The sequence below is a fragment of the Pedobacter sp. UYP24 genome (assembly GCF_054057295.1).
This window is the reverse complement of the sequence record NZ_JBSRZD010000003.1, coordinates 285,752-299,376: the sequence shown is the minus strand read 5'-3', so window position 1 is coordinate 299,376 and position 13,625 is coordinate 285,752. Positions and strand designations below refer to the sequence as shown.

10 protein-coding genes and 1 pseudogene are annotated in these 13,625 nt (G+C 35.8%); 2 read left to right on the top strand and 9 right to left on the bottom strand.

Annotated features, from left to right (window positions below; translation table 11 throughout):
• Window positions 1-9: 9 nt before the first annotated feature.
• Entirely contained in the window at window positions 10-1,941 is a 1,932-nt protein-coding gene (gene rpsA / locus ACVWYN_RS09560) for a 30S ribosomal protein S1 (RefSeq protein ID WP_457288625.1), read from the bottom strand.
• A 409-nt stretch (window positions 1,942-2,350) separates the two neighbouring features.
• Between rpsA and ACVWYN_RS09555 the strand changes: the two genes are divergently transcribed.
• The gene (locus tag ACVWYN_RS09555) at window positions 2,351-3,211 is read left to right on the top strand and encodes a sigma-70 family RNA polymerase sigma factor (protein WP_457288624.1); all 861 of its coding nucleotides are present in this window, start codon (window positions 2,351-2,353) and stop codon (window positions 3,209-3,211) included.
• A gap of 50 nt (window positions 3,212-3,261) precedes the next feature.
• Here the strand turns inward: ACVWYN_RS09555 and ACVWYN_RS09550 are convergent, their stop codons facing one another.
• From ACVWYN_RS09550 to cmk, 7 genes are all read right to left on the bottom strand, one after another.
• On the bottom strand, window positions 3,262-3,429 hold the full coding sequence (locus ACVWYN_RS09550; RefSeq protein WP_457288623.1) for a hypothetical protein: 168 nt from the start codon (window positions 3,427-3,429) through the stop codon (window positions 3,262-3,264).
• A gap of 77 nt (window positions 3,430-3,506) precedes the next feature.
• A complete protein-coding gene (locus ACVWYN_RS09545) occupies window positions 3,507-4,820 on the bottom strand; it encodes a sensor histidine kinase (RefSeq protein ID WP_457288622.1) in 1,314 nt (437 codons plus the stop codon).
• A gap of 2 nt (window positions 4,821-4,822) precedes the next feature.
• Window positions 4,823-5,500, bottom strand: coding sequence for a response regulator transcription factor (locus ACVWYN_RS09540; protein WP_457288621.1), 678 nt, complete (start codon window positions 5,498-5,500; stop codon window positions 4,823-4,825).
• Window positions 5,501-5,506: 6 nt separating this feature from the next.
• Window positions 5,507-6,910: an efflux transporter outer membrane subunit gene (locus tag ACVWYN_RS09535; protein WP_457288620.1), complete on the bottom strand. Its 1,404-nt coding sequence runs from the start codon at window positions 6,908-6,910 to the stop codon at window positions 5,507-5,509.
• A gap of 9 nt (window positions 6,911-6,919) precedes the next feature.
• Window positions 6,920-10,096: an efflux RND transporter permease subunit gene (locus tag ACVWYN_RS09530; protein ID WP_457288619.1), complete on the bottom strand. Its 3,177-nt coding sequence runs from the start codon at window positions 10,094-10,096 to the stop codon at window positions 6,920-6,922.
• A 2-nt stretch (window positions 10,097-10,098) separates the two neighbouring features.
• Window positions 10,099-11,259: an efflux RND transporter periplasmic adaptor subunit gene (locus ACVWYN_RS09525; RefSeq protein ID WP_457288618.1), complete on the bottom strand. Its 1,161-nt coding sequence runs from the start codon at window positions 11,257-11,259 to the stop codon at window positions 10,099-10,101.
• A gap of 161 nt (window positions 11,260-11,420) precedes the next feature.
• Window positions 11,421-12,101, bottom strand: coding sequence for a (d)CMP kinase (gene cmk / locus ACVWYN_RS09520; RefSeq protein ID WP_457288617.1), 681 nt, complete (start codon window positions 12,099-12,101; stop codon window positions 11,421-11,423).
• Window positions 12,102-12,226: 125 nt separating this feature from the next.
• On the opposite strand from cmk, the pseudogene ACVWYN_RS09515 reads away from it, so the two are divergent.
• Window positions 12,227-12,595, top strand: a pseudogene (locus tag ACVWYN_RS09515) (aminoacyl-tRNA hydrolase); the annotation flags it as partial.
• 5 nt (window positions 12,596-12,600) lie between these two features.
• Here the strand turns inward: ACVWYN_RS09515 and ACVWYN_RS09510 are convergent.
• Window positions 12,601-13,554 carry a lipid A deacylase LpxR family protein gene (locus ACVWYN_RS09510; RefSeq protein ID WP_457288616.1) on the bottom strand — a complete coding sequence of 318 codons (954 nt, stop codon included), beginning with the start codon at window positions 13,552-13,554 and terminating at the stop codon, window positions 12,601-12,603.
• Between the last annotated feature and the right edge of the window lie 71 nt (window positions 13,555-13,625).

Below are 13,625 nucleotides of genomic sequence, written 5' to 3'. Positions count from 1 at the left end.
AAAAACTAACTATTTCTTCGCCTTGTTTTCTTCACCTTCCATTTGTTGTTTTAGTTGCGCTAGCACCCCTAAATCACCCAATGTAGATTTTTCTACCGATTCTTTAACTTTTTTTACTGCATTGTTAGATGCTTTAGCTTCTTTCTTCTTGGTAGCACGTTCTTCAGCAACTGCTTCAGCTTTAGCTTCCTCCCATATACGGGCATGAGAAACAACGATACGTTTGGCATCTTTATTGAATTCAATGATTTTAAAGTCATTGGTTTCTTCAGCTTTGATAGTAGAGCCATCTTCCTTCGCCATGTGCTTAGTTGGAACAAATCCTTCTACGCCATAAGGTAAAGCAATAACTGCACCTTTATCTGTTACTTTAACTACTGTACCTTGGTGTATTGAATCTACTGTAAAGATAGTTTCAAAAGTATCCCAAGGGTTTTCTTCAAGTTGTTTATGACCAAGACTTAATTTGCGACTTTCAACATCTAGCTCAAGAACAACAACATCTAATGTATCACCAACTTTAGTGAATTCATTTGGATGATTAACTTTCTTAGACCAAGATAGATCAGAAATGTGGATCAAACCATCAATTCCTTCTTCAATCTCAACAAAAACACCGAAATTAGTCATGTTTTTCACTACAGCAGTATGCTTGCTTCCAATTGGATATCTTTCAGCAACATTTTTCCATGGATCTTGAGTAAGTTGTTTAATACCCAAACTCATCTTACGATCGTCCCTATCTAATGTCAGTACTTCAGCTTCGATTTCGTCACCAACCTTCAAAAATTCTTGAGGGCTACGAAGATTTTGAGACCATGACATTTCTGACACGTGAATTAAACCTTCAACACCTGGTATGATTTCAAGGAATGCGCCATAATCAGCAACAGTAACAATTTTACCTTTTACCTTAGATCCAATAGCTAAGTTGGTATCTAAAGATTCCCAAGGATGAGGAGTCAATTGTTTTAGACCTAAAGCAATACGTTTTTTCTCGTCATCAAAGTCAAGAACAACTACATTGATTTTTTCGTCCAAACTTAATACTTCTTTTGGATGCTCTATGCGGCCCCAAGAAATATCTGTTATATGAAGTAATCCGTCAACACCACCTAAATCGATGAAAACACCGAAGTCAGTGATGTTTTTAACTGTTCCTTCAAGTACCTGTCCTTTTTCAAGTTTAGATACTATTTCAACTTTTTGGCTTTCTAAGTCGTCTTCAATAAGTATTTTATGTGATACAACTACGTTTTTAAATTCGTGGTTAATCTTAACAACTTTGAACTCCATTGTTTTACCTACGTAGATATCGTAATCGCGGATAGGTTTAATGTCAATTTGTGAACCTGGCAAGAATGCTTCAACTCCCATTATATCAACAATAAGACCGCCTTTGGTACGGCTCTTAACAAATCCGTTGATAATTCTATCATTATCAAGAGCCTCATTAATTGTTTCCCATGATCTTTGAGTTTTAGCTCTTTTACGAGATAAAATCAATTGGCCATTTGCATCTTCTGGAGCTTCCACGAAAACGTCAACTGTATCACCAACCTTTAAATCAGGTGTATCGCGGAATTCTGAAGTAGATACCAAGCCATCAGATTTAAATCCAACGTTTAATACAACATCTTTGTTGTTAATTGAAACAACAGTACCACTAATGATTTCACCTTGAGTAATTTGGTTGAAAGTATCGGTATACATGTTTTCGAACTTTTTACGGTCTTCTTCACTGTAATTTCCGAATGCTTTGTCATCTGCATCCCAGTCAAAATCCTGATCTGGTGTAGCTAATGATGATTTGATCTGTTCGATCGATACTGAATCAGCTTCTGATTCAATAGTTTCTTTTTCGGCCAGACGGGCATCTGCGCCTTGTAATTCAGCTGTTTTAGCTTCTAGTTCTTTTTCTGCTACTTGTTTCTTAGCCATTAAAATTAAATCTCCTTTTCCCCGTTAGGGATCGCAAAGATAGATATTAAATATTGCAAAGAAAATATTTTTTTTTAAATGTTGTTGATCTTGAAGCTATTGAACCTTTCAAATCAGTTAATATCTTTTTATTTCTCTAAATTGTTTGTAATAGAAACATTTATTACAAAAGCGAATAATTACAGATCATTAATTAGGTTTGAACAAGCAAAAAAATGGTAAATAAGTAATATTTATTTTGCAAATATTTAGGTTATAGAAATGCTAAATCGATCAATTTAATCAAAATTTATTCTTTTTCAGAATTATATTTTGTTGAAGCTTAAATTTTGATGTCAATCCGTATATTTTATATTTAATTTGTTTGTTATGTTTAGCTATAGGAGATTTGCATGTGTAAAATACACATATGAAAAAATTAACACTTTCGGTACAAATTACAAATAGGGACACAGAAAATTTTTCAAGGTACCTAAATGATGTCAAAAAAATAAAGTTACTTTCACCAGAACAGGAGGTTGCTTTGGCAGCAAAAATAAAGATGGGTGACCCTCTGTCAAAAGAAATTCTTATACGTTCAAATACTCGGTTTGTTGTGAGTGTTGCGAAGATGTATCAGTCTTATGGCATATCGCTTGGTGACTTGATAGCTGAGGGTAATTTGGGTTTGATAGCTGCAACAGAACGATATGATCCTTCAAAAGGTTTTAAGTTTATATCTTTTGCAGTCTGGTACATTCAACAATATATCTATAAATTTATAAACGACAACAAATCTCTAATCAGAATTCCTGTAAATCAGAATATTATTGTTAATAAAATTAGGAAGGCGAGCCAAGAAATCGAACAAGAAAATGGTAGGCCCGCAAGCGACGAAGAAATCGCAGATTTTTGTGGTTTTCCATTGACTCAAGTAAAGGATTGCTGGTCTAATCCTGGCAAGGTAATATCCCTCGATAGCTTGATAAATGAAAACGAGAACCTAACATTGATTGATGTAGTCGAAGATGTGAATTCTCCTATGCCAGACGAGTGCCTTATTCAGGATTCTGCTAAAAATAGAATTCTTGAATTTGTATATAATCTTAAAGACAGGGAACAAATTGTTATATGTCATTGTCATGGTATTCTTGGATACCAAAAATTGACTCTTGAGCAAATTGGAGAAATGATAATGTTAAGTACAGAAAGCGTAAGAAAGATAAAGAAAGTTGCTATGAGTAAGTTATTTCTCTTTGCTAAGAAAAATCCGCATCTAAAATCTATATAAAAAAACCGTCTGCTAGCACAGACGGTTTAGGCAAAACTATCAAACCAGAATTATTTGCCTGATTTCTTTTTCACAGGAGTTTTCGTAACAACTTCTTTTGTAACTTTTGCATGTTTTTTTTCAGTTTTTACTACTGGTTTAGTAGTTGTTGCTGGTGTTTGAGCAAATGCACCAAATGTAGTTGCAACTAATGCTAACATTAAAATTGTTCTTTTCATGACTTTAAAATTATTAACGTTTATTTGTTAAATCAAAGTTGCTAAGTCAACATGAAGATTTGATGAAGAATGGAAGATCAATCATAAAAAGAAAAGATCAATTTTGTTCCTTTATTTTTCTCAGATTCTATTCTTAGGTCGATTCCATGGAACACTAAAATGCTTTGTACTATGGATAGCCCTAACCCATAACTGTCTTTTTCTGTAGAGTGCAGTCGTTCGAACCTCTTAAAGACATTTTTAGATTTCTCTTCATTCATTCCAATGCCAGTGTCTATAACTGCTAATTGAAAAGTATTATTTAAAACACTGCCTTTAATTTCAATGGTGCCTTGTTCAACATTGTATTTAATTGCATTGTTGATCACATTCATAAATAAAGTATGAATTAGAGATTGATTGCCTTTTATAATATGGTCTTCGACGAGATTGATGGTGAATTTTAAATTTTTCATCAATAATCGATGTTCAAGTTCTTCATAAACATCATTAAGTGTCTTTCTAATGGATATAGAGTCTTGCTTTTTGAATTGATTATTTTCTACTTTAGAGATTAATAGTAAACTGTTTATAATTGACTTTAATCGGCTGAGTGTCTTCAGACTAGAGAAAATTTTATTCTGTCCCTCATCACTCAGTTTCTCCCCATCTAGTAGATTTTCGAACCTCGAACTTAGTGTTGCAATTGGTGTTAACAACTCATGGGAAACATTTGCGATAAATTCCTTTTCTGTGGTTAAAAGATTAGCCATTCTGCTCATTAGTGTGCTGATGCTATGATCTAATACTGTAAAATCTTCCGTGGAAGTTTTTATAGCATTGTAGTTGAAATTCATGGGGTCATCTACTTTATTTAGCTTTTGCTCTATAATTTTATAAAATGGGGCAAGTAAAAATCTGGTAAAAGCAAGATCAGCAACCAATGAAAGAATAATTGCAATCACCATTATTATGAAGGTGAAAACAGAAATTGTACGCTCCAGTTGTAATACTGAATACATATTTTCACCTAATTCAAGCTTGTATGTTTTTCCTCTAAATGAAAAATTGGTAAGTAGAATTTGATAGTTGGCTTCATCGTTTTCTATTATTCGGGGCTGCTCTAAAAACCTATTTTTACCTAGATCAGTTATCTGGTTAGATTGTGTTAATATTATATACTCTTCTCTAACAAGACTATAATCAGTATAAGTGCGTTGCTTGGTAAGAAGGTCATTAATCTCAACTGTCGACAGATTAGATATTAATTTATCTTTTTTTTGCAAAAGACGTTGTTGAATGTGTCTAGTAGAAATACGGTTTATAGAAATTAGTATAACTATGCCTAGCAAGCTTACAATACCCAATTTGGTTAAAGTATTATAAAATGCTAGTTTAAACTGCAGTTTCAAAATTAATAATTTACTCTATATCCAATACTTCTTACGGTTTCAAACCAGTCAATTGGAGCGAAGAGGGCTAATTTTTTCCGTAAATTTTTAACATGAACGTCAACAAAGTTAGAATCAGAATTGACTTCCAATATATCTCCCCACACATGTTCTGTTAAATTAATTCTTGATATCACCCTGTTTTTATTTAAAACAAGATAGTTGAAAATCTCAAATTCTTTATTGGTTAGCGCTATTTTTTTTGAATCATAAGAAACAGTGTGGTTTTTGATATCAATTTTAAAATCGTGAATGTTTATCTCATTGGTCATTAACCTGTGTTTACGACGAATTATTGCATGCATTCTTGCAAGTAATTCTGAGAGGGAAAATGGTTTAGCAAGGTAATCGTCTGCTCCGGCTTCGAGACCCTTTATTCTATCATCAACGTCTCCTCTGGCTGTTAAGATAATGACAGCGTCGTCTCTGCCTGGTAATTTCTTGAAATGCTGAAGTATATCAAACCCATTTCCCCCAGGTAAACCCAAATCAAGTAATATAAAGTCATATGTATTAACAAATATTTTTTCTTGGGCAGAGGCTGCTTTCCAAGCATGCTCAACAGCATACCCTTCCTTTCCTAGAAATTCAGCAATCTCAAGAGCAAGTGATCTTTCGTCTTCAACAATCAGTATTTTCATTTTAAATTATTTCCACCCACCGCCTAATGCCCTATAAAGATTAACTACCGATTGTAATTTTTGAAGTCTGTCATTAATACTATTAAGTTGAGCATTTAATAAGCTTTGTTCCGAAGTTAGTACATCAGTGTAATTAGTAGCAGAACTATAGCGTAACAATTCTTTCGTAAAATCTACTGCTTTTGTCAATGAAGCAATTTGCCTTGCTCGTATTGTTTCTTTCTCTGAAGCAGTTTGGTAAGCAAAAAGTGCATTCGAAACTTCCTGTCCTCCTGTTAATAGAGTTTGTTGAAAGCCATATAAAGCCTGTTGCAATTGTGCCTCCGCAGTCTTTAGTCTGGCTTTATTTTGCCCCTTATTAAAAATAGGCTGAGTCAATCCGCCTAACAGATTATAAAAGAATGAGTTGTCAAAGAAATTTTTAACATCAAGAGTAGACAAGCCACCAGTAGCTGTTAACGTCAATGCCGGATAAAAATAAGATTTTGCCACATTTTTATTTTCAAAAGCAGCTCTAAATACAAACTCTGCAGCCTGTACATCTGGTCTGTTTTGCAATAACTGTGATGAAATGCCAATTCTCAGCTCACTGTAGGATTGCTGAGTATCTAGACTAGATCGTAATATCGATTGCGGACCTTTACCAATTAGTATACTTAGTGAGTTTTCTGTCTCTTTAATATTCCTCTTAAGATCTGGAATGGTAACTTGAGCAGCATATAAATTTGCCTCACTTTGTACTACGGCAGCTCCGTTGACGATGGCTCCTTGTTTTAGAGCTTTCATTGTCTCAACGTCACTTTCTCTTATCGTTATGGTTTGCTCTGTAATTGCAAGCTGCTTATCAAGAGCCAACAAATTGTAGTAGATATTAGCAATGTTGGCAATTAGTTGCGTTTGAACTGCTCTTTTTGTAGCGTCTGTTTGTAAAAGAGATGCATAGGCAGATCTTTTAACACTACCTAATTTACCCCATATATCTGCTTCCCAGGATGTGCTTAACTGAGCCCGATAAGTTTGTGTTTCGGTATTAATATTTACTCCATCGGGAAAATTTAATGCTGCTTTAGATTGTTTAGCATCTGTAATAGAGATGTCGGCCGAGAGGCTAGGAAGTAAGGCTGCTTTACTTTGATAAAGAGTTGCCTCTGCAATTTTGATCCTTTCAATAGCTTGTTTTAGATCTAGGTTTTCATTAAGTCCTTGTTGAATTAATATTTGTAATGAAGGATCTGCAAATAATGTTTTCCAGGACAAAATGGCTATTGTTGTAGTATCTGTATTCGTATTATCACGAAATAACCCATTGCTATTTAAAACAGGTCGCTCGTACTTTTTACTTACGCAGGCGGAGAGGCTAATTATTGCAAGTGAGATGATGAAATATGATTTATTAAGACTGAAGTTCATGGGCTTAAATTAATGATCTCTTGTTTCTGATTGCGGGAATTCTAAGGATTCCATATTAGGTTCAATACCCTCGTCAAACGGCGATTTATTACTTGCTTTTTCTTGAAGGGTCTGGAAAATAATGAATAAAGCAGGAATTACAAATATGCCAAATATCGTTCCTATCAACATCCCTCCAACTGCGCCTGTACCAATCGATTTGTTACCTGCAGCCCCAACGCCTGTTGAAAGCATCAGTGGTAAAAGGCCTAGAATGAAGGCGAAGGAAGTCATTAATATGGGTCGCAAACGGGCGGTAGCTCCGTCAATTGCTGCATTTACTATACTCATTCCTTTTCTTCTCCGGTCAACTGCATACTCAACAATCAATATCGCGTTTTTTGCAAGCAAGCCCACTAACATAATTAGTGTAATCTGGGTATAAATGTTATTGTCAACTTTAAATATCTTATCGAAGATAAACACTCCAGCAAGCCCAATTGGTAAAGAAATTAGTACAGCAAGCGGTAAGATATAACTTTCATATTGCGCACAAAGAAGGAAGTATACGAAAATAACACAGAGCAAGAAAATATAGATTGTTTGACTGCCACCGGCCATTTCTTCTCTTGATAATCCTGAAAACTCATATCCATACCCTGCAGGCAAGTGAATAGCTGCTTCTTCTTGTACAGCTTTAAGTGCATCTCCTGAGCTAAACCCTGCATTTGGAGAGCCAGTTACTGCAATTGAGGTGAAGAGGTTAAAACGTGAAATGGCCTGTGGTCCGTAAACTTTAGTTAATGTTATAAAACTACCAACTGGCGCCATAGTACCATCAGCTGTTCGTGCATAAATACTGTTTAGTGTTTGTTCATTTGCACGGTAAGCGGCATCAGCTTGATACATAACCCTGTATTGCTTTCCATATTTGTTGAAATTAGAAGCATAAACGCCGCCGTAGTAGCCCTGTAATACGCCTAATATATCAGTAACTGTTAAACCAGCTTGTTTAATTTTGGCTACGTTTACGTCAATCTGATACTGAGGGAAATTAGGATTGAAAGAAGTTGATGCATATTGAATTTCAGGTCTTTTACTTAAAGCCGCTAGAAATTCGTTGCCTACAGTGTTAAACTCATTTATATCTCCTCCTGTTTTATCTTGCAACTGAAATTCAAATCCTCCGCTTGTACCAAAACCCTGAATAGTGGGCGGGGCAAAGAAAATAATTTTAGCACCTTTGATGCTTGCAGTCTTTGCAAAGAGTTCTGCAATAATAGCCTTAACATCGCGATCACGATCTTTCCATGGTTTTAATCTAGAAATAACCATACCGTAAGAGCTCCCAGAACCACTTATCATACTTCGGCCAACTATCCTTAGAGAATGGTTCACTTCAGGGATCGAATGTACAATTTTATCGATTTGTATAATTACTTCATTAGTTCGCTCCTGCGAGGTTGATGCAGGTAAAGAGATATCTGACATGATAGTTCCAAGATCTTCATTAGGAACAAACCCTTTTGGTGTCGTGTTCATCGTCCAGATCAAGGCAATAATAAATAAAGCAATTCCCGTCAGAGCAACCCATTTTTGACGTGAAAGAAAAGTTACAGATCTTTTGTAACGGTTCGTCATCAGGTCAAATGAAGTATTGAATCCTACATAAAAACGTTGCATAAAGCTTTTTTTCTTGCTATGATCTTCAGCATGGGGTTTTAGAAACAAAGCGCAAAGTGCCGGACTTAATGTTAACGCATTAATTGCTGACAGAATAATAGCTATGGCTAAAGTTAAGCCGAATTGTTTGTAGAATACTCCAGATGATCCTTTAATGAAACTGACTGGAATAAACACGGCTGCCATCACCAGTGTGATCGAAATAATTGCTCCGGTAATGTCCTCCATCGCATCAATTGTCGCTTTTTTTGCTGAGGTGTATCCGCTGTCAAGTTTAGCGTGAACGGCTTCAACCACTACAATAGCATCATCTACCACAATGCCTATAGCCAGAACGAGTGCAAATAAAGTAAGCAAATTGATTGTAAACCCAAAAAGGCTAAGAAAAAAGAATGTGCCTATGATGGCAACCGGAACACTAATAGCGGGAATAAGTGTAGATCTAAAATCCTGTAGGAAGATAAATACTACTAAGAATACTAGAATAAATGCTTCAATAAGAGTATGAATTACCTTTTCTATAGAAGCATCTAGAAAGTCGTTAATATTAATCAATGTTGTATAGTGAACCCCTTTAGGGAAGTTAACAGCAGCAGCATCAAGTGCAGCAAGCGAACCTTCAATAACTTCTTTTGCATTTGATCCTGCTGTCTGATTAATAGCTATGCCTAAAGCAGGCTTTCCGTCAAAACGTACCGAGCTGGCGTAACTTTGCGCGCCAAGTTCAATGCGGGCAACGTCTTTTAAACGCAGAATCTGACCATTTTCAGCAGTTCTAACAATAATATTGCTAAATTCTGTTTCGTTTTTTAAACGGCCAGAATATTTTAAAGTATACTGAAAAGATTGGTTTCCTTGTTCACCAAGTTGTCCGGGTGCAGCTTCAATATTTTGTTCAGCTAATGCCACGCTAATATCGTTTGGTACCAAACGATAAGTCGCCATAACATCAGGCTTTAGCCAGATTCGCATGGTGTAGTCCATCAAACCAAAAGCACTGGCATCTCCTACACCATTAATCCTTTTTATTTGCGGGATTAGATTAATATTGGCATAATTTTGCAGGAATTTCTGATCGTAAGAGGCGCTATCACTGTAAATACCAAAAATCAGCACATTACTTGCCTGCCTTTTTGCTGTAACTACACCTGCGCGAGTAACTTCTGCGGGTAAGAGGCTAGAAGCTCTTGATACCCGGTTTTGTACGTTTACAGCTGCAAGATCTGGATTGGTACCTAATTTAAAGTTAATGGTGATGGTTGCTGTTCCGTCATTACTGGCTGATGAAGTCATGTAGGTCATGTCTTCCACACCGTTTATTTGTTCTTCTAAGGGCACAACTACACTATTCATCACCACGTCTGCATTAGCGCCCTGATAAGATGCTGATACTTGCACAGTAGGAGGGGCAATTTCAGGATATTGCGATACAGGGAGGGTTATTAGACCCAAAATGCCCAAAATCACAATAATGATGGATATTACGGTCGATAAAACTGGTTTCTCTATAAATATCTTGAACATAACTACTTTTTAAGACCTATGTAAACAGAATCAGTTTTTTTTACATCAGTTTTAATCTTAGCTCCATCTTTAAGGGATTGAAATCCTTCAAGTACAACCTTATCGCCAATCTTAAGACCTTTGGTTACCACATAAAAATTCCCTGTTGGTATTTCCATGATCTCTATCTCAGTATTCTTTACTGTACTGTCTGATTCGGCCAGGTAGACGAATTTCTTTCCCTGTATATCGATAGTTGATTTCTGAGGTATTAAAATTGCATTTTGGATTAGCTGAGGAATGCGTATTGATGCACTAGCCCCGCTTCTAAGGATCATAAAAGGGTTTTTAAATGTAGCTCTCAAACTTGCAGATCCTGTACTGGTATTTATAAGGCCATTAATTGATTCAATCTTACCATTCTCTGGATAAGTAGACCCATCGGCTAAAACGAGTGAAACAGCTGGAATATTTTTCATCTGCTCAGCAAGATTAGCACCTTTATAGGTTTTAGAAAAGTCAAGTAGTTGTTTCTCGTTTAATGAAAAATAAGCATAAACCTTTGAGATATTAGAAACTGTTGTTAGCGGTTGTACACCAGATGGTGTAACTAAGCTGCCGGTTTTAAAAGGAATGCTACCTATCACACCATCAACCGGACTCGTTATTTTAGTATAACTAAGATTTACACGAGCATTTGCGAGCTCTGCTTTAGCCTGTGCTAAAGCAGCTCTTCTACTTTGCAGGGTCAATTGAGCAGCATCAAGGTCATATTTACTTATAATGTCTTTTTCAACCAACGGTTTTGTTTTGTTGACTTGCAACTGCGCAGAATTAACATCAGCTTCAGCGCTGCTAATGGATGCACTTGCAGTTCTAACCAGTTGTTCATATTGCGGAGCATTTATAGAGAAAAGGAGTTGGCCTTTCTTAACTGTTGCACCCTCATCAACATATATATGAGCAATAAAACCATCTACTTTTGGCCTGATATCAACATTTTGTATGCCTTCAAGCGTGGCAGGATAATCGGTTTCCAAAGTAGCAGATTTTTGTTCAAGAGTAACAACAGGATAAGTTTGTACCTGATTTGTAAGAATAGGCTTTTTAGCTTCTCCTCCGCAGGAAATAAAAATCGCAATTAAGGGAATAAAAAAATAAATTAAGGGGTTTTTTGCTTTCATTTTTAACGTTATTGTGAGTAGAATTAAGAAAATGCTCGAAATTATCTATACTTACAATCAGTTAAAACATCGAAATGTAATGTTTAGCGTTGGCACATCCATTGTAACTAAACATTTGCAAAAATTGGGCCTTGTTTTTCTGAGAATTGTGAATAATGTAATCAGTGTGTCAAATGTACACTAACTTGCTCAAGTGCAAACTTCAGCTGCTGTTCTTGCGTCAATTCTGTATTGTCTAAAATTACAGCATCATCAGCTCTAACTAAAGGACTTTCAATCCTTGTGGTGTCAGCATAATCTCTATGGGCTAAATTTTCAAATACTTCCTCTAGCGTGGTTGTGCAGTCACCTTTTGATTGAAGCTCTCTAAACCTTCTTTCAGCACGTATTTTTGGATCGGCAGTCATGAAAAATTTAATCTGAGCATCAGGAAAAACCGTAGTTCCAATATCTCTACCGTCCATTACAATGCTTTTAGACTTTCCCATTCGCTGTTGTTGCTTAACCATCTCCCTTCTCACAAATTTGTTAGCAGAAACATAACTAACGGATTCAGAAACTGGCATTTGCCTTATTTCTTCTGATACTTCTTCACCATTAAGGGTAATGTGAGATTCGTAATCCCGAGCATGAAAGTTCAACTCTATATGTTGTAATGCATTTTTAACTAGATCCTTCTCTTTTGCGTCAATCTTATGTCTGATAAAATAAAGAGTTACTGCACGGTACATGGCACCGCTATCAATGTATATGAAATTGAGTTTTTTGGCTAAAGCTTTTGCTAAAGTACTTTTTCCACAGGATGAATAGCCGTCTATTGCAACAACAATATTTTTTCTCATACTCCACAAAGATAGTAATTAAGATTTTTTAAATTACCCATTTGTATTCAACAAATCATGTGTACAATGTCTAATTTTGTCGCATGGTACCAACTAAAGAGGACGTCAATAAATTCGCTGTTTTTAAAACATCAAGAAGTGGAGGTAAAGGCGGACAAAACGTCAATAAAGTTTCTAGTAAAGTAGAACTAATTTTAAATATTCCTACAGCACAATTCCTCAGCGAGGATGAAAAGAGCAGAATACTGACTAAGCTAGCCAATAGACTAGATCGCGAATTAAGTCTTCATGTGGTTTCACAGGAGGACAGAAGTCAACTAATGAATAAAGAACGTGCCATTCTTAAATTAATAGCGCTTATTAGGTCAATATTAATTATTCATAAAAAGCGGGTGCCAACTAAAATACCAAAATCGGTGGTCAGGAAGAGAATACTTAACAAACAAACCGTAGCTGCTAAGAAGGAATTCCGAAGAAAGCCGAATTTAGATTAATCTCTTTAATTGAATCTATAAAACATACTAATTGATCCGAACTGATGTGCCATCGCACTGCTTTTAATCTCTTTAGTTTTAAATATAACTCCAAAATCGAAAGTAAATCGCTGTGAACTATAATTAAAACCCACCTGTTGCGCAAACACAACTGGTTTTACATCGAAAGTGATCGGACTATTATTTTTGAAAAGGCTACCTTGAATAGTGGCATCATAGGCAATAAAGTTTAGTTGCGGTTTTGCATAGAAAAATACCTCAGATGGAACAAGTCCTTTAGTTTTAGCATTATTACCTATTGCTGCATTTGTATAGGCAGAATTGAATAGCTGATTAATATTTCCCGCCCTCAAAAGAATACCTGCGCCCGCACCACTAAAAGTTGTTCCAGCATTTGCGTAGCCTTCAAATGAAAGGTCAGCTGCATTGCCTGCCAAACGGTGTATTAATTTTGTATACTGCGCACTAATATTAACTGCTACTTCATCTTTTATCTGGTATTCCCAGCCTGCAAGCTCATAGAAGCCAACTGTTTTGTGCAACAATTTTTGTCCGGCTTCTGCAAGTGAACTTGGTCCAACTGTTCCTATCTCGGCTGTAACTTTTAAAATCTGTTCGTTTGTTTTGAACCAGCTTAGGCCACCAGATGCGTATAGATATCCTGCAAAAGGTCGGTCATGCGTAGCCGGGTTGGGTGCATAACCTGATATAGGATTGTAAATTTTCTGTCCAATAGATAACTCATAGATTTTCTTTTCAATACCTTGTTTTAATTTGGTCTGATTAGTAGCCCTTCTAAAGCTTATAAAAAGTCCATTTGTGTAATAACGATCTGATCCCTGAGCGAGATAAGAATCATTATCACTCTTGAAACCAAATTCATTCTTATAGTTTTGCGCCGATAATTTTAATCCCAAAAAGGCAAATAATACTAAAAGTAACTGTATTTTTTTGTTCATGTTATAAAGTGTAACCAAGGCCTATTCCACCGCAATTGCAATGGAAATAATTGGTTTTTTGTTCACCTCAA

Bases quoted from the DNA above. Each gene is read 5' to 3' on its own strand.
- rpsA (WP_457288625.1), bottom strand. From the start codon at position 1,941: ATGGCTAAGAAACAAGTAGCAGAAAAAGAACTAGAAGCTAAAACAGCT.
- ACVWYN_RS09555 (WP_457288624.1), top strand. From the start codon at position 2,351: ATGAAAAAATTAACACTTTCGGTACAAATTACAAATAGGGACACAGAA.
- ACVWYN_RS09550 (WP_457288623.1), bottom strand. From the start codon at position 3,429: ATGAAAAGAACAATTTTAATGTTAGCATTAGTTGCAACTACATTTGGT.
- ACVWYN_RS09540 (WP_457288621.1), bottom strand. From the start codon at position 5,500: ATGAAAATACTGATTGTTGAAGACGAAAGATCACTTGCTCTTGAGATT.
- ACVWYN_RS09535 (WP_457288620.1), bottom strand. From the start codon at position 6,910: ATGAACTTCAGTCTTAATAAATCATATTTCATCATCTCACTTGCAATA.
- ACVWYN_RS09530 (WP_457288619.1), bottom strand. From the start codon at position 10,096: ATGTTCAAGATATTTATAGAGAAACCAGTTTTATCGACCGTAATATCC.
- ACVWYN_RS09525 (WP_457288618.1), bottom strand. From the start codon at position 11,259: ATGAAAGCAAAAAACCCCTTAATTTATTTTTTTATTCCCTTAATTGCG.
- cmk (WP_457288617.1), bottom strand. From the start codon at position 12,101: ATGAGAAAAAATATTGTTGTTGCAATAGACGGCTATTCATCCTGTGGA.
- ACVWYN_RS09510 (WP_457288616.1), bottom strand. From the start codon at position 13,554: ATGAACAAAAAAATACAGTTACTTTTAGTATTATTTGCCTTTTTGGGA.